At 64.3% G+C, this 15,502-nt stretch carries 15 protein-coding genes; 5 read left to right on the forward strand and 10 right to left on the reverse strand.

Going from position 1 to position 15,502, the window contains the following annotated elements; all coding sequences use genetic code 11:
* Nucleotides 1-13: 13 nt before the first annotated feature.
* The gene (locus KWO_RS14945; protein WP_010380450.1) at nt 14-1,084 is read left to right on the forward strand and encodes an SAM-dependent methyltransferase; all 1,071 of its coding nucleotides are present in this window, start codon (nt 14-16) and stop codon (nt 1,082-1,084) included.
* Between the two features lie 161 nt (nt 1,085-1,245).
* Here KWO_RS14945 and KWO_RS14950 read toward each other — a convergent pair whose 3' ends face one another.
* A complete protein-coding gene (locus tag KWO_RS14950; RefSeq protein WP_010380452.1) occupies nt 1,246-1,593 on the reverse strand; it encodes a RidA family protein in 348 nt (115 codons plus the stop codon).
* 10 nt (nt 1,594-1,603) lie between these two features.
* Nucleotides 1,604-2,311 carry a DUF998 domain-containing protein gene (locus KWO_RS14955; protein ID WP_010380454.1) on the reverse strand — a complete coding sequence of 236 codons (708 nt, stop codon included), beginning with the start codon at nt 2,309-2,311 and terminating at the stop codon, nt 1,604-1,606.
* A gap of 263 nt (nt 2,312-2,574) precedes the next feature.
* On the opposite strand from KWO_RS14955, the gene mprF reads away from it, so the two are divergent.
* Nucleotides 2,575-5,139, forward strand: coding sequence for a bifunctional lysylphosphatidylglycerol flippase/synthetase MprF (mprF, locus tag KWO_RS14960; RefSeq protein ID WP_017113009.1), 2,565 nt, complete (start codon nt 2,575-2,577; stop codon nt 5,137-5,139).
* Between the two features lie 454 nt (nt 5,140-5,593).
* On the opposite strand, the gene KWO_RS14965 is transcribed toward mprF, so the two are convergent.
* The 7 genes from KWO_RS14965 to KWO_RS14995 all read right to left on the reverse strand — a co-directional run bounded on the left by KWO_RS14965 (nt 5,594) and on the right by KWO_RS14995 (nt 11,035).
* Entirely contained in the window at nt 5,594-6,964 is a 1,371-nt protein-coding gene (locus KWO_RS14965; RefSeq protein WP_010380457.1) for a virulence factor, read from the reverse strand.
* A 69-nt stretch (nt 6,965-7,033) separates the two neighbouring features.
* Complete coding sequence (locus KWO_RS14970; RefSeq protein ID WP_010366058.1) at nt 7,034-7,228, reverse strand: oxidoreductase-like domain-containing protein; 195 nt, start codon at nt 7,226-7,228, stop codon at nt 7,034-7,036.
* 63 nt (nt 7,229-7,291) lie between these two features.
* A complete protein-coding gene (locus KWO_RS14975; protein ID WP_010366057.1) occupies nt 7,292-7,897 on the reverse strand; it encodes an HD domain-containing protein in 606 nt (201 codons plus the stop codon).
* A 35-nt stretch (nt 7,898-7,932) separates the two neighbouring features.
* Nucleotides 7,933-8,535 (reverse strand): RNA 2',3'-cyclic phosphodiesterase, encoded by a 603-nt coding sequence (thpR, locus tag KWO_RS14980; protein WP_010366055.1) that lies wholly within the window; start codon nt 8,533-8,535, stop codon nt 7,933-7,935.
* Nucleotides 8,536-8,808: 273 nt separating this feature from the next.
* Nucleotides 8,809-9,264, reverse strand: a complete 456-nt coding sequence (locus KWO_RS14985; protein WP_010380460.1) for a PA2169 family four-helix-bundle protein — start codon at nt 9,262-9,264, stop codon at nt 8,809-8,811.
* 217 nt (nt 9,265-9,481) lie between these two features.
* The gene (locus KWO_RS14990; protein WP_017113010.1) at nt 9,482-9,652 is read right to left on the reverse strand and encodes a hypothetical protein; all 171 of its coding nucleotides are present in this window, start codon (nt 9,650-9,652) and stop codon (nt 9,482-9,484) included.
* Nucleotides 9,653-9,823: 171 nt separating this feature from the next.
* On the reverse strand, nt 9,824-11,035 hold the full coding sequence (locus tag KWO_RS14995; RefSeq protein WP_010366048.1) for an MFS transporter: 1,212 nt from the start codon (nt 11,033-11,035) through the stop codon (nt 9,824-9,826).
* Nucleotides 11,036-11,277: 242 nt separating this feature from the next.
* Here KWO_RS14995 and KWO_RS15000 point away from each other — a divergent pair, with 242 nt between their 5' ends.
* Both KWO_RS15000 and KWO_RS15010 read left to right on the forward strand, forming a co-directional pair.
* The gene (locus tag KWO_RS15000) at nt 11,278-12,372 is read left to right on the forward strand and encodes an alkene reductase (RefSeq protein ID WP_026113260.1); all 1,095 of its coding nucleotides are present in this window, start codon (nt 11,278-11,280) and stop codon (nt 12,370-12,372) included.
* Nucleotides 12,373-13,334: 962 nt separating this feature from the next.
* The gene (locus KWO_RS15010) at nt 13,335-13,571 is read left to right on the forward strand and encodes a hypothetical protein (RefSeq protein WP_026112291.1); all 237 of its coding nucleotides are present in this window, start codon (nt 13,335-13,337) and stop codon (nt 13,569-13,571) included.
* A gap of 287 nt (nt 13,572-13,858) precedes the next feature.
* Here KWO_RS15010 and KWO_RS15015 read toward each other — a convergent pair whose 3' ends face one another.
* The gene (locus tag KWO_RS15015; RefSeq protein ID WP_010380464.1) at nt 13,859-14,194 is read right to left on the reverse strand and encodes a zinc ribbon domain-containing protein YjdM; all 336 of its coding nucleotides are present in this window, start codon (nt 14,192-14,194) and stop codon (nt 13,859-13,861) included.
* Between the two features lie 114 nt (nt 14,195-14,308).
* Here KWO_RS15015 and KWO_RS15020 point away from each other — a divergent pair, with 114 nt between their 5' ends.
* On the forward strand, nt 14,309-15,358 hold the full coding sequence (locus tag KWO_RS15020; protein WP_017113013.1) for a cation diffusion facilitator family transporter: 1,050 nt from the start codon (nt 14,309-14,311) through the stop codon (nt 15,356-15,358).
* The last annotated feature ends 144 nt before the right edge of the window (nt 15,359-15,502 follow it).

Raw genomic sequence — 15,502 nt, forward strand, 5'->3', positions numbered from 1 at the left:
CCTGGAGAGTTGCATGTCTACCGTTATCGTCCCGCCCTCCACACAACCCGAAGAATCCTTCGCCACCCGGCTTGCCGAATCCGGCGTCCTGCCCGACGCCGCGTTGCGCTACGGCATCCGTCGCCTATGCGCGCAGCGCCTGCGCGATGAGCGCGGCAACGATGCCGATGCCAACGGCGAACGCCAGCGCGCCTTCATCGACAGCCTGCGTGCCAGCGCGATCGCGATCGAAACCGATGCGGCCAACCGCCAGCATTACGAATTGCCGCCGCAGTTCTTCACCCTGTGCCTGGGCCGCCGGCTCAAGTACAGCAGCTGCTACTGGGACGCCAGCACACCGAATCTGGATGCCGCCGAAGAACGCATGCTGGCGCTGTACGGCGAACGCGCGGAACTGGTCGATGGTCAACGCATTCTGGAGCTGGGCTGCGGCTGGGGGTCGTTGACCCTATGGATGGCCGAGCGCTATCCGGGTGCCAGCATCACGGCGGTCTCCAACTCGCGCCCGCAGCGCGCGCACATTCTGGAGCAGTGCCGCGTGCGCGGGCTGAGCAACGTGCAGGTGATTACTGCCGACGTCAACGCGCTGGCGCTGCCGCCAGGCGGCTTCGATCGCGTGGTGTCGGTGGAAATGTTCGAGCACATGCGCAACTACCGCGAGCTGCTCGCACGCGTCGGCAGCTGGATGGCGCCGGGCGGCAAGTTGTTCGTGCACATTTTTTGTCACCGCGACCTGGCCTACCCATTCGAGGTGGCTGGCGAAGACAACTGGATGGGCCGGCATTTCTTCACCGGCGGGCTGATGCCGGCGGCCGATACCTTGCTGCATTTCCAGCAAGACGTGGTGATCGAACAACGCTGGGTGCTGTCGGGCGAGCATTACGAAAAAACCGCCAATGCCTGGCTGGAAAACCAGGACCGCCACCGCGACCAGATCATGCCGCTGTTGAAGCAAACCTACGGCGACGACGCACAGCGGTGGTGGCAGCGCTGGCGCATGTTCTGGCTGGCCTGTGCGGAACTGTTCGGCTACGACCAGGGCCGCGAATGGGGCGTAGCGCATTACCGCTTCGTCAAACGCTGATCGCGCGCCGCCAGCATTCGTTGGAAATACGACTGGCGGCTACCCGTGCAACACACGTGCACGCACGTACCGTGACAACGGCGCAGCAGTCACTGGGTCGCAATGATGCGGTGCGTGCAATCGCGCGCACCGCATGTCGATCGCTTTACTCGTTGATGCGATCAGCCCGCCGCAGCGGTGACCACAATTTCCACCTTCCACTCCGGCCGCGCCAACTTGGCTTCGACGGTGGCGCGCGCAGGCGTGAAGCCGTGCGGCACCCACTCGTCCCAGGCCTTGTTCATGCCATCGAAATCGGCGATGTCGCCGAGGAAGATTTCCGCACGCAGGATCTTGGTCTTGTCGCTGGCCGCCAGCGCCAGCAGCTTGTCGATCTCGCCCAGCACCTGGCGGGTCTGCCCGGTGATGTCTTCGCTGGTGTCATCGGCAATCTGGCCGGCCAGATAACACACGCCGGCATGGACGGTCATTTCGGACATCCGCGAACCCGCATCGAATCGCTGCACCATTTCTGACTTCCTACGGTTGATTGACGCCCGCATTGTCCCGCGAATGCGGCAAGCGTGCAGCCCCGTCGCGCACGCAGCGCGCCAACCATGTGCCTGCCAGCACCATCCAGACCACGATCAGCACGATGGCGATCTTCTGGCTGATGCCCAAGGGCGCGCTGGTCACGGTGACATGGAACAGCAACGTTGCAAACGCGGCCCAGCCCAGCAGGAAGGCCGCGGGAAAATGCGCGCGCCACAGCGGATCGCGGCGGAAATACCACGACTGCAGCAACACCGCCGCAATCACGCAAAGAAACGTCATATCGGCCGACAACACATGCACCATCGCGGCCGCCTGCGGCGCCAGCTCGGGCAGCCAGCTATCGCCGATCGACACCATGCACAGGCCTACTGCCGCCATCCAGAACAGTCCCAGCACGGTGCGGCTGCGCGCTGCCGGCGCCAACGCCGCATACAACCCCAGCGCCAGACACGCAATAGCGACTGCCAGCAGGCAGTAGGCGGTGCGCAGCACCAAGCCGTACGGGCCGTGCAGATAGGCGCTCAGTTGGGCATCCACCCACCACAGGTCGCTGCGCAGCCATTGCAGCGCCAGCACCAGGCCGATGAAAGCCAGGCCCGCAATGGCCGCGATGCGGCCGGCGTAGCCGCTCCAACGCGGCGGCAGAGCCTGCGCCGGGTAATCAAACCTCGGGGAATCGGGTGGATTGCGCATCAGCAGCCTGTCTGCCTTCCAACTGTCATAGCAGTCCTGTCGTGTCCGTGCGGCACGTGTGTGCAGCTTTGCCCTATGATGCGCGCGGCCGGCCCGCACATCAACTATGTCGGTATGACCGAACCACGCGCTCACTTGATGTCGGCACCTTCGCAATCACGCTGCATGTGCCCTCAACCCGACCGGCCCATGCACTGCAAATGCGCGCGCGGCACACCTTGTGCATGCACCCTCCTTCCCTTTCAGCAGATCCCGTTGCCCTCATGACGGATACCCCCGCCTCTTCCGAAACGTCCGCCAGCGGTTGGCGTCGCGCCCTGCCGGTAATCATCAGCCTGGCCATCCTGGCGATGGCCCTGCATGCGCTGTCTTCGCAGTTCACCGACCACGGCTATCGCCAGATTCGGCATGCGTTCCGTGCGCTGGGCGCCGGGCAGATCGCGCTGACGCTGCTGCTCGGCCTGAGCAGCTATGCGTGCCTGGTGGGCTTCGACTGGGTGGGGCTCAAGCGCACCGGCAAGCAGCTGCATCCGGCGCGGGTGGGCATCACTGCCTTCATGGCGCATGCGGTCGGGCAGACCTTGGGCTTTGCCGCACTCACCGGCGGCGCCGTGCGTCTGCGCGGCTATGGCAGCGTGGGCCTGACCCTGGCCGAGATCGGCCAGGTGGTGCTGATGAGCACGCTGGGCTTCATCTTCGGGGCCTGGGTGCTGCTTGGCCTGGCCTTGATGCTGGAACCGGAAGCCGCTGCGCGCGCGTTGCCGATCACTGCGCAGGCCATCCGCATCGCTGGCATCGCCCTGCTGGCTGGCTATGTCGCCATGCTCGTGCTGGTCGGCAAACAGGGCCGCGAGTTCGGCATCCGCAGCCATCGGTTCTGGTTACCAGACCGCACCACCGTGCTGGGCGTTACCGCACTCAGCGTGGTCGAGCTGGGCCTGGCCGCGGCTGCGTTCTATATGCTGCTGCCGCCGGATCCGGGCACTGGCTACTTCGGCTTCATCGGCATCTGGCTGGTAGCGGTGGTGGCCGGGCTGATCTCCACCGTGCCGGCCGGCCTGGGCGTGTTCGAGTGGAGCCTGCTCAAACTGCTGCCGCATGTCACCCCTGCCGCGGTGCTGGCGGCGGCGCTGGCCTACCGGGTCACGTATTACATCGTGCCGCTGCTGATCTCGGTCGCGATGGCTGCGGCCTCCGGGCTGCGTGCGCCAGTGCGCGTCAGCGCCAGCACCGCACGCACCGTGTGGAAGGCCCTGCGCCCCTGGCTGCCGCAGATTCTGGCGCTGGCCGTGTTCGCCGTAGGTGCGGCGCTGGTGATCGACGGCACCTTGCCGACACCGCGCGCGCGTCAGGAAGTGGCGCCGTTGCCGCTGATCGAAACCTCGCATCTGCTGGTCAGCCTGGGCGGCATGATGCTGCTGCTGATCGGCCAGGGCCTGCAGCGCCGCAGCCATGCGGCCTGGATGCTGGCCTTGGGCGTGTGCTTGCTGCTGCCGCCGTTGGCGCTGCTGCGCGGCAGCCATATCTCGGTATCGCTGTCGGCGGCACTGGCAGCGGTTGCGCTATGGGCGGCGCGACGCGAGTTTTACCGCCAGGGCGCGCTTCTGGACGAAGCGTGGTCGTGGCGCTGGCTGAGCAATTTGGGCCTGGTATTGGTCGCCACCTTCTGGCTGTTGTTCTTCGTCTACAGCCATGTCGAATACAGCAACGATCTGTGGTGGCAGTTCGCGACCTCGGCCAATGCGCCGCGTGCGTTGCGCGCCGCACTGATCCTGTGCATAGGCGTGATCGTGTTCGGCATGGCGCGCCTGCTGCGCGGCGGGCGCCGCCCGATGCCGGCGGCCGATGCATCGACGCTGCAGACGCTGGGGCCGATTCTGGCCACCAGCACCGATACCCAGGCCTGCCTGGCGCTGACCGGCGACAAGGCGTTCCTGTTGGATGAGCAGAGCAGCGGCTTTGTGATGATGCAGCGCTACGGCGGCTCGCTGATTTCGATGGGCGACCCGGTCGGCCCGCCGGAGGTGGCGCGTGCGCTGATCTGGCGCTTCCGCGAAGAGGCCGACCACATGGGCCTGCGCCCGGTGTTCTATCAGGTTGGCGAAAAGTACTGGCAGACCTATCTCGACATGGGGCTGACCCTGGTCAAGCTGGGCGAAGAGGCGATCGTGCCGCTGGAAGGCTTCACCCTGGAAGGCCGCGACCGCGCCGACCTACGCCAGGCCTGGAACCGTGGCAAGCGCGGTGGCCTGAGCTTCCGCATGTTGCAGCCCGAGCAGGTGGACGAGGTATTGCCGCGGCTGGCCGAGGTCTCGGATCAGTGGCTGGAAGAAAAATCCGGCGAGGAGAAAGGCTTTTCGCTGGGCAGCTTTGATGCGGACTACCTGCGGCGCTTCCCGGTGGCGGTGGCCGAGGCAGAAGGCCAGATCGTGGCGTTCGCCAACGTGTGGTGGGCACCGGCCGGCGGCGAGCTGTCGGTGGATCTGATGCGGCACAGCGCAGAGGCACCGAAGGGCACCATGGATTTCCTGTTCATCGAGCTGTTCCTGTGGGGCCAGGCCAACGGCTATACACGGTTCTCGCTGGGTATGGCGCCATTGTCGGGGCTGGCCGAGCATCGCCTGGCCGGACGCTGGAATCGCTTCGCCAGCCTGGTCGCGCGCCACGGCGAGCGTTTCTATGGCTTCAGCGGTCTGCGCCGCTTCAAGTCGAAGTTTGCTCCGACCTGGCGCCCGCGCTATCTGGTCGCCCCCGGCGGCATGCACCTGCCGGCCGCGTTGCTGGACGTCACCCGCCTGATCTCGGCGGATCCGGGACGGCAGGAGTAAGACCTTGCGGAACGCTGGCGCCAGACCTGCGGGTCTGGCGGGCACTGGTTAGCTGCTTACTAGCGTCAATGTCGAAATTTCGGTAGAACTCAGTTCCTGAAATGTTGGCTTGGCAAGAAGCTGCCGCGAGCTTGGAAGCCCGGTGTTGCATCTGGGAGCAGGCCCGTGCGGCGGCATGGATACCGCCAGCAGGTTTCCAGGGATGCACAGAGTGTCCCGCCACCGGATGCGGCACCGGGCCGCTGACCAACTCTGCGTTTGATAACTATAGTTCCCGAGCGAAAGCATCAGTCACTGCGGGCGCTCGCACGCGTGCCATCGTCAGCGGCTGAAAGAGCGGCATCTGGATGGAATCATCGAACGTCTATACTTTGCCTTTGACAGCAACGTACAGAGTCGAGACGCCGACATCGACACGTCGGCCGGCGCATCACAGCAACCAATGTTGCGCGCCTTACTTCGACAGCGCGTGCATCTGGTCCATGATCGTCTTGGCCAGGGTCGTGTAGTCGCCCTTGAAATGGTGATCGCCCGGCAGCGCCACCCGCTTGGCCACGTTTGCGGGCAGGCTCGGGCAGAGCGCGTCGTCGTCGTCCTGGCCGTAGATGCACACTGTGGTCCCCGCCGGCAGACGCTGTACTTCCGGAGCGATCGGCAGGCCCTCGTCGTCCGAGCCCAGCCAGTTGCTGACGTGGAATTCGTAGTCGGCCAGCTTGCCGACCGACAACAGTGCCGTCATGCGCAGGTTCTGCTTGGTCGCAGCGGGTAGTTTGTTGATGGCCGCCGGCAGCACGTCGGCGCCCTGCGAAAAACCGATCAGCACCACGCGCTGACGGTCCCAACGTTGCGCATAGATGCGGGCAATGCGATCCAGGTCGTCGGCAAAGCCTTGCGGCGTGCGCTCGGTCCAGAAGTAACGCAGCGAATCCAGGCCGACCACCGGAATGCCCTGCGCCGCGAGTGCGTCAGCCACTTCTTCGTCCAGCCCGGCCCAACCGCCATCGCCGGAGACGAAGATCACGAAGGTGTCGTCGTCGCTATCGCCGTCTGGCTTGGCCGGCAGCTCCACCACCGGCAGGTCGGCCAGACCGCCTGGCGGCGGCGGCAATGCTACGCCCTTCTGCTCGCCCAGCGAGCGCACCGCGGCGCGCAGGCCAGGCAGGATGTCGCCTTTCGCAGACCGCCGGAAGGTTCGCGCCTGCGGCACCTGCTTGAGGAAACCCTCTTCGGCAGCCGCGGGGCAGCGTTTGTCCTGGCTGGCGGCAAGTACCCAGGGAATCTGCAGCGGTAGCGGCAGCAGCGTGTTGGTGCCCGGGCTGACACCCGGCTGGCAGATCGCCTGGTTGGACACGTTGGTTGGGCACAGCCCGTCGGTCAGCACGCCGGCCAGCACATGCGGCTTGGATTGCGCAGCGATTGCATAGGCCAGCGCCGCGCCCTCGCCATCGCCCACCAGCAGCGGCAGGCGGTAGGTGGGGATGTGGTAGAAGGCCTGCATGTAGCGCGAGAAGTTTTCCACGTCGCCAACCGAGAACGGGCAGGTACCGCCGGCCTTACGCAGCACCGCGTACAGGTGTGCAGTATCGACCACTGCCACCATCGCACCGTCGGCGCGCAGGCTTTCCGCCTGGGCCTGGCGCTTGGCGGCATTGCCGGCACCGGCCAGCCAGATCACCACCCGTTGCGGCTCGCCCTTGGGCATCAGCACCGGCACCTGCTCGAAACGACCATGGCTGACCGGTTCCGGCGCCTGCGCGGCGGCCATGCCCGACAGCGTCAACATCGCCGCGCCGCAGAGCGCGCTCCACATATCAAGTCGTCGCATGTCGCACCATCGGGAAAAGTGGTTCAAAGATAATCGTTCCAGGCGGCAGAGCGAAGTGCAGGACTTGGCTCATTGCGCCTTTGGCCCGCTGACACCCGGCTGGCGTGCTTCCCATGCCGCCAGGGCTTGGCGGTATCGCGTCAGCTCCTCGGCATACAGATCGTGCACGCACAGCGGGCAGCCGCTCTCGCAGCATTCGTAGGGTGCAGGCGGCTGTGGGGCGATCGGGCGAGGGTCGGGGCTGGAAGCAGCGCTGTCGTGCATGCGGCCATTGTAGCGTGCGCATCGGCCTCATCCGGGCCTACCGCCCGGACGTTACGGGTTCACTCAGCGCCCCAGCCGCCGGCGCAGATTGGCGCGCGCCGCAGCGTCGTGATGGGTGTGGAAGTAGTCGCTAAGGAAGATGCGCGGTTGTTTGAGCACACCGGCCAGGAAGCGGCGGCGATTGAGCTTGAACAGCAGGCGGGGCACGTGCCCGCGATATTCCTCGGCGATGGCCGCATCGTAGGCATCGAACACTGCCGCGGGCGCGGCCAGGATCGCCATGTCGCAATCCAGAAACAGCGCGGCCTCTTCATCCACATCTTGCGGTTGCAGTTGCCCATGCCGGGCGGTGAGCAAGATCAGCGCCTGCACGCGCTCAACATCCAGCTGCGCCTGCGGCCACCAGCATGGAATGGATTCGGCCGCCATCAATGCCGATTGCGCCTCGTTGTCGCTGCGTCCGGGTTGATAGATCGCATCGTGGAACAGCACCGCCAACCAGACCTCTGCCGGCTGCCGCCAGCCCGGCCCGGCGGCCACCTGCGCATAGTGCTGCAGCACCGCGCGCACGTGGCCGAAGTGGTGGTAGGCGCGCGGCGGTTTGGCATAGGCCTGCTCGAGTGCGGTCAGGTGGTCTGCGTGCAACGGCAATGGCGAGGGAATGTCCATGCGCGCAGGCTACCGTGTGCGCGCGGCCGTGCACATCAGCGCAGCGACCAGCGGCCTTCGATCTGGTAGCGCGACTGGCCAAGGAAGCTGCGCACCAATGCAAAGTCGCGCACGGTCCAGGCAAGCGCATCGCAGCGCCGTTGTGGCACCGCCTGATTGCAGTACAGCAGGGTCATGTGTGGCGTGTACTGCGCATCGCCGGCAATGCCGACATGCGCAAGCTGCTTTCCCACTGCGCCTTGCAGCTCATATAGCCCACGCACCTGCTCTTCGCCACGCAATACGCAGGGAAGTTGCGAGCGCCTGCCACCGAAGGTGCCAACGCGGTCGAATTCCACTGCGAACGCATCCATCGCTACGCGCGCCGCGGCCTGGCTGGCGCGGCTCACCAACGATGGCGGCAGACCACCGGCGTAATCGCCCAGATGATGCAGGGTTACATGTAGCCGTTCGCGCGCCAGCGGCTTGCCTTCCGCGTGCCCGCCTTGCAGCAGGCTGTCTGCAATTCGCGCCGCATGCTCGGCAGTGGGCGCATCGGCCATGACCGCGAAGAACAGCCGTTCAGTCGTCTTCTCTTCCCCAAGCCCAAGCGACAATTGCGCGTCGGCCGATGACAGGTACAGGAACTGTTGCTTCATGGGTGGATGCCACGACCGCGCAACGCGGGCCTGCCTGAAGAAGGGCGGCGGATACTAGCAGACCCGCTGCCTGCCGAATATGCCGTCGTGCGCATCGCCGACGTGAAACGCGTTGCGATGCGTGGAACCGCGATTGCTGCGTTATGTCGCGCTGTGGCGCGTTGTTGCAACACAAAAAGAAACGGGCAACTCGCGCTGCCCGTTTCCGCCTTTATCGTTTTACCCCGGAGCTGCACCGGATCGGTGACGATGCACTTCGGTCAAGCGCGCAGGTTATGCGGCGCTCTTCATTGCATGCTTGCGGTTACGCATGACGTCGTGGCAAGCGCGCACTTCCGGCAGCAGGCGCAGCGCGGCTTCGCGTGCAGCAGCCGGAGTGTCCTGGTCGGCAATGGTTTCGTCAAATGCCTTCAGCAGGCGGTCTTCCGATTCTTCCAGCTCGGCCACGTAACCGTACTTGGTGTCACCCAGGGTTGCGCGCACCTTGCCGTAGAACTGCTGCATGCTACCCACCATGGTGCCGTGCTGCTCCGGCGTACCACCAGCGGCGGTGACCACACTGCTCAGGCTGCTGACGATGTCGGTCTTGACGCCTGCAATGCGACGGAACAGCGTCGCAAGCTCTGCATCGCCCACCTTGGCTGCGGCTTCATCGTAGAAGTCCTTGCCGTCGCGCGAGATGGCGATGAGGTCGTTGAGACTGTGCTCGGTTTTGCTCTGAATGCTCATGTGTGGCTCCTTGTTGGATGGACCGACGCTGCACTGTGCGATGACTGTGCCTGCGGCGGTTGAGTCAATCGATGGGTTGATTGCAGTGCCGTTGCGTTGTGTACGGCCTCATCCTCGCGTCGTTTGCATAATTGAAATGTGAGCGATGCGAGCGTCATCCTCACGCCACCGTGCAAGCGATGAATCGCAATTCATCCATGCCAACAGCGGGTCAAGATCACTTCGGCTGACGGCTGGCCCACATGTTGTCGACCAAATTCGGATAGGGCCGCCCCGCCTCTTCAGCACGCTGTTTGGCAGCCGCTTTCTGCGCGTCGGTCAACGGTGTCGACTTCGCCTTGCTTTTGGGATTCGGGCGCTTCCACGGCGGTGGAGTAAATTCAGTCATGGCACTGTTCGGCTCGCTTGATTGAGCGCACAGTCTCGCCGGCAGGCTGTGAGATGGCTGTGGTGATGCAACACGCGCATCGCTGTACAACTGCACGGCGAGGCGAGTGTGCGAGCACTTGGCGCGGCATTGCCGCACCAGATGCGCACGACCGGATTGGCGTGTGCCACCTCACCAGTTCGCCAATACCGTGCGCTGCTGGCGACGCTCTTGCCACACTGCTAGTGCGTACACCACCAACCCGCCGAGCGCGGTGGCCGCGCCAACGTAGCCGGTGGAGGTCCAGCCCCAACCCGCCGTGATCGCCATCCCACCCAGCCATGGGCCAAGCGCATTGGCCGTATTGAATGCTGCGTGGTTCGATGCTGCGGCCAGGGTTTGCGCTTCTGCCGCCACATCCATCAAGCGTGTCTGCAAGGCAGGCGCTAACGCCCCCATGGTGCCGACCGCCACGATGGATACGAACACCCATACCTCTGACTGCGCGGCCAGCGGAAACGTCAACATCACCACCACCGACCACACCAGCAATACCGGCACCGCACGGAACTGCATACGGTCGAACAACCAACCGCCCAGGATGCTCCCCAGCACCCCGCCTAAGCCAAACGCCACCATTGCCAATGGAATGCGCGCTGCGGTCACGCCGGTCACCGCAGTCAACGTCGGCGCGAGGTAACTGAAGACGCAGAACATGCCGGAGAACCCAACTGCACCGATCGCCAATGCCAGCCACACCTGTGGCTGATTGAACGCCCGCAATTCGCGCAACGGCTGCTGCCGCGGCTCATCGGGCTGCGGTGGCAGCAGGATCGCCACAGCTGCGACCGTACCCAGCGCAATCACCGACACCGAGGCATACGCCCAACGCCAGCTCACAATTTGCCCCAGCCAGGTCGCCAGCGGGTTGCCCACCAGCAGCGCAACGCTCAAGCCCAACAACACCCGCCCCACTGCAGTGGCACGTTGATTGGGCGGGCTGATCGATGCGGCGACCAAGGATGCAACGCCGAAGTACGCGCCATGCGGCAACCCGGCGATAAAGCGGCACAGCAGCATCGTGTGGTAGCTCGGCGCCAAGGCGCTGGCCACGTTGCCAAGCGCATAGAACACCATCAACAGCAGCAACAAGGTGCGCCGCCGCCAGCGCGCTCCCAAAATCGCCAGCAATGGCGCACCGACCACCACGCCCAATGCATATGCGCTGATGACGTGGCCGACCTGCGGCTCGCTGATCTGCAAGCCCTGCGCAATCTGCGTCATCAGGCCCATGGTGGAGAATTCGCTGATGCCGATCGCAAAGCCGCCCATCGCCAGCGCAAGCAGGATCAGCACGTAATCGCGCCGGGACACGCGTGGCGAAGAAAGATCGGTATCGGTCATGCCCGACTCCGGTGATGGCGGGGCGGCCTATTATTGTGCAATGCAATAGAGCAGGAAAGCGCGACACCAGGTCGGTTCAGCGCAATCGCCCAACCCATCACAGTTACATCGCTTTCAACGCGATGGGGACGCTGTGTCCTATCTGCATCGCTCGAAACTGCATGAGTGCGCCACCATCGCTATGGGGCACCGCGATCGACGCGGCGTCGCGCCTGGCGCGTGATCAAATCGACTGGTTGCTGATGTCCAAATCCACTGAATCCCCCTTGTTCTTCCCGGTGCGCCTGGGCGCGCTGGATCTTGCCAACCGCGTGATCATGGCCCCGCTGACGCGTAACCGCGCCATCGCCGGTCAGGTGCCCTCGCCGCTTGCTGCCGAGTATTACGGCCAGCGCGCCACCGCCGGCCTGATTGTGGCCGAAGGCACCCAGATCAGTCCGCTGGGCCAGGGCTACCTCGACACGCCCGGCATTTACACCAAGGAACAGATCCAGGGCTGGCGCGCCGTCACTGACGAAGTGCATCGCCGCGGCGGCAAGATCGTGCTGCAGCTGTGGCATGTGGGCCGTGTCTCACACACCAGCGTGCTGCCGCCGGGCGAAGTGCCGGTTGCGCCCAGCGCCATCCGCGCGGAAGGCAAGACTTTCACCAAGAACGGCTTTGAGGATGTGTCCGAGCCGCGCGCACTGGCATTGGACGAAATTCCCGGCTTGATCGAGGACTACCGCATCGCGGCGCGCAACGCGATCAATGCCGGCTTCGACGGCGTGGAAGTGCATGCGGCCAACGGCTACTTGCTCGACCAGTTCCTGCGCGACAGCTCCAACCAGCGCACCGACGCCTATGGCGGCGATATTGAAAACCGCACCCGCCTGCTTGCCGAAGTGGTGCAGGCAATCGCCGATGAAATCGGTGCCGACCGCACCGGCGTGCGCTTGTCGCCAGTGACCCCCGTGTATGGCGCGCACGACTCCGACCCGCAGCCGCTGTTCGAGCGTGCGGTCGAGCGCCTCAACCTGATCGGCGGGCTGGCCTTCGTGCACGTGATCGAAGGTGCCACCGGCGGCCCGCGCGACAACATCGCTTTCGACTACGCCGCGTTGCGCGGCAAGTTCGACGGCGCCTGGATCGCCAACAACGGCTACGACCGCGGCATGTCCGAACACGCCATCAGCAGCGGCTATGCCGATGCGATCGCCTACGGACGTCCCTTCATCGCCAACCCGGATCTGGTGCGTCGCCTGCGCGAGAACGCGCCGCTGGCCGAGCTCGACCAGGCCACGATGTACGGCGGCGGTGCCAAGGGCTATACCGATTACCCCGCATTGCCGGAGTGATCGTTTGATCAGCCGCTGACCACGCGAACGCACCTTGCCAGCCGGCACGGTGCGCTCTCTATGCGGCATGGCACATGCACTGCATGCTTGCTGCTGCCGGATACGTAGTTACTTGCCTTGCAAACAGACCGCTCGTAGCGCCTTGCACATGGGCGCTATGACATACCCTCAGCGTTCGTGAAGTGGGATGTATTTAGAAGCCTGCATGCCGCATCGCGTATCCGGCGTTGCGTTTTTTTCTTTCGTTTTTGCTGATTGCCATGCGCGACTGACACGCGTCGCCACTGCGCCTCTGATCTTCACCGCGAAGCACCACATCACCACTCGCGGTTCGCCGCAATGCACGCTACCGTCGCGATTACCAGCACGCCAACGCGGGCGGATGATGCAGCAACCTCATTGCCAAGGATGTGCGTGATCGTTGCAGTTCTGCTCGATAGCACGGTTTTTGGCTGTGGCGTGCTTGCTGCATCGGCACCAATGCAGTGACCAGCAGCGCCCAGTGCCGACTGCCTTGACGCACGCCAGGTTGCCGAATTGCATCAGGCCGACGCGCGTATCCTGGCAGTTGCCGAGCGCGATGGACGGCTATTCCGCCTGCAGTTGTCGCAGGACTGCCCGCAACTGGCCGCACAACCGGATGCCAGCCTGTTGGCTGCAAACGGCTGGGTCTGCAATGGCGCACAAGCGTATGTCAGCACCGGTCAGCAGGGTTGCGCGATCGATCAGGTCGCCCCACTCACCGCACGCGACTACGCCAGCCCTGGGCGTCACGCGACCACGACGGCGTGCCAACGCTGGAACGCATCAGCGTGCGCGAGGCGCGCCGCCGCAATTTCGCCGGTTCCTCCAGCTACTGCTTCAATCCCAGCATGCTGCGCTCCTGGTCGTAAAACGGCCAGGGCCTGGTGGTGGAAGTGTCGCCGCGCCATCCTGGCACACACCGTCATTACCGGGTTGAATTGATGGACAGCTGTCGTGAACTCAGCGGCGCTCCATCCATCCGCTTCATCTCCGGCATGGGCTTGTATGCGATCTGCGGCAATCCGGGCGACAAGGTCGATGTGCTCGACGAAATCGGCATCGCCGGCGCACGCGTGGGGGCTGGTGCGGAAGGTGATCTCAGCAGCATGCGCGGCGGCATGTTGTCGCGCATGTGGCAGAACTGCATGGTAGCAGCGGTGTATCCGCGCGATTAGCGCAGCCGGCCTTCACCACCCATCTGCGAGCGCCCGCCATTCGGAGCGACATCGCACGTTAACGGCGAGCCGCCGCTGGATGCAGTGTTACCGAGAAGGCCGCATCGCGCGCATGCGCGCTCCTACACTGGCAAATCGCGCTTCGCCGCTTGAGGCAGCTACCAGTAGGGATAAGGCAGTCGTCAGCTAAGCATGGACGACGTCCAAGGGCGCAACCTGCGAGTGGACCATGCCGTACCGAGCACCGACCACGCTGCCTGGCGGTAAACGCAGTCACTGAGACACACTTACGCCTTGCGCAGGAAACAGGTCTTCAACACCAGGCCCTTGATCTTTTCGGAATTACCTTCGATGTGCTCGGCATCGTCTTCGACCAGGCGGATATTGCGGATCACCGTGCCCTGCTTGAGCGGAATCGACGAGCCTTTGACCTTGAGATCCTTAATCACGGTTACCGTATTGCCGGCCTGCAGCACGTTGCCGTTGCTGTCGCGCACCACCGTCGTGTTTGCCTCGGCGTCGCCGGCGCTCCATTCGAAGCCACAGTCGGCGCAGATCGACATCGCACCGTCGAGATAGGTGTTCTCCAGGCCGCATTGCGGACAGGCGGGGACGGTGGACATGCAATTCCTTGATCGAAGTGGGCGTGGATTGTAGCCGCCCAACCGCGCGATCACGCACCCGGCACGGCGATAGCGCGATAGTGCGGCGCTTGTCGAATACCCCGCAGGTCGCGCGTGTCCAATCAGCCAGCCCCCAATCCCCCGCGCGCAACCGCAGACTCCAGTAACGCCCACGATGCCGCCGCGGCTGCAAGCGGCAAGAGCCCAGGCAAGCCCAAAGGCTCGCATCTGGTTGTCTACGTGGCGCTGGCCGGCAACCTGGCCATTGCCGTCGCCAAGTTCATCGCCGCCGGCATTTCCGGCAGCTCGGCAATGCTCAGCGAAGGCGTGCATTCGCTGGTGGACACCATCAACGAAGTGCTGCTGTTGTATGGCTTGCGCCGCGCCGCGCAGCCGCCCACACCCACGCATCCATTCGGCTACGGACGCGAGCTGTATTTCTGGAGTTTCATCGTGGCGCTGTTGGTCTTCGCGATGGGCGCTGGCGTGTCGCTGTACGAAGGCATCGTGCATCTGCGCAACCCGGAACCGGCCAAGAGTCATCTGCTTGCCTACATTGTGCTTGGCGTGTCGATCGTGTTCGAAGGCATTTCGTGGGTGGTGGCGTTGCGCGAATTTCGCTCCAAAAAGGGCCGCATGGGCTATTTCCAGGCGTTTCGTCAAAGCAAGGATCCCAGCACCTTCACTGTGTTGCTGGAAGACAGCGCTGCGTTGATCGGCCTGCTGATGGCGCTGCTGGGTCTGGCCGGCGCGCAGCTGTTCGACATGCCAGAACTCGACGGCATCGCCTCGATCGGCATTGCCGGTGTACTGGCATTCACCGCCTTCCTGCTTGCGCGCGAAACCAAGGGCCTGCTGATCGGCGAACCGGCGCATGCGCATGTGACCGACTCGCTGCTGCGCATCGCCGCCAGCGACCCGGACGTGCGTGCTGCCAATGGCGTGCTCACCATGCAAATGGGGCCCAACCAAGTGGTTGCTGCATTGAGCGCCGAATTCGAAGACAGCCGCACCACGCCGCAAATCGAGGCCTGTGTCGGGCGAATTGAAGCGGCGGCCAAACAGCAGCACCCCGAACTCACCGCCCTGTTCATCAAACCGCAAACCCCGGAAACCTGGCGTGCCAGGCGTGCGCAGATCGAGAGCGGCGCGAAGACGGACTAAGCGACGCAACGGCGTGTGGCCATGAGCCGTCTGCACACGTGTTTTTTCACACATCAGGCGCGACATGGTCAAGCACCCATGCTGCCGCGAATGATCGATGTAGCCACGATTGGTAGCCGTGCCCACATCACCTCTACTGCTTTT

The sequence above is a fragment of the Xanthomonas vasicola pv. musacearum NCPPB 4379 genome (assembly GCF_000277895.2).
Classification (GTDB): Bacteria; Pseudomonadota; Gammaproteobacteria; order Xanthomonadales; family Xanthomonadaceae; genus Xanthomonas; species Xanthomonas vasicola.

Bases quoted from the DNA above. Each gene is read 5' to 3' on its own strand.
- KWO_RS14945 (WP_010380450.1), top strand. From the start codon at position 14: ATGTCTACCGTTATCGTCCCGCCCTCCACACAACCCGAAGAATCCTTC.
- KWO_RS14950 (WP_010380452.1), bottom strand. From the start codon at position 1,593: ATGGTGCAGCGATTCGATGCGGGTTCGCGGATGTCCGAAATGACCGTC.
- KWO_RS14955 (WP_010380454.1), bottom strand. From the start codon at position 2,311: ATGCGCAATCCACCCGATTCCCCGAGGTTTGATTACCCGGCGCAGGCT.
- mprF (WP_017113009.1), top strand. From the start codon at position 2,575: ATGACGGATACCCCCGCCTCTTCCGAAACGTCCGCCAGCGGTTGGCGT.
- KWO_RS14965 (WP_010380457.1), bottom strand. From the start codon at position 6,964: ATGCGACGACTTGATATGTGGAGCGCGCTCTGCGGCGCGGCGATGTTG.
- KWO_RS14970 (WP_010366058.1), bottom strand. From the start codon at position 7,228: ATGCACGACAGCGCTGCTTCCAGCCCCGACCCTCGCCCGATCGCCCCA.
- KWO_RS14975 (WP_010366057.1), bottom strand. From the start codon at position 7,897: ATGGACATTCCCTCGCCATTGCCGTTGCACGCAGACCACCTGACCGCA.
- thpR (WP_010366055.1), bottom strand. From the start codon at position 8,535: ATGAAGCAACAGTTCCTGTACCTGTCATCGGCCGACGCGCAATTGTCG.
- KWO_RS14985 (WP_010380460.1), bottom strand. From the start codon at position 9,264: ATGAGCATTCAGAGCAAAACCGAGCACAGTCTCAACGACCTCATCGCC.
- KWO_RS14990 (WP_017113010.1), bottom strand. From the start codon at position 9,652: ATGACTGAATTTACTCCACCGCCGTGGAAGCGCCCGAATCCCAAAAGC.
- KWO_RS14995 (WP_010366048.1), bottom strand. From the start codon at position 11,035: ATGACCGATACCGATCTTTCTTCGCCACGCGTGTCCCGGCGCGATTAC.
- KWO_RS15000 (WP_026113260.1), top strand. From the start codon at position 11,278: ATGTCCAAATCCACTGAATCCCCCTTGTTCTTCCCGGTGCGCCTGGGC.
- KWO_RS15015 (WP_010380464.1), bottom strand. From the start codon at position 14,194: ATGTCCACCGTCCCCGCCTGTCCGCAATGCGGCCTGGAGAACACCTAT.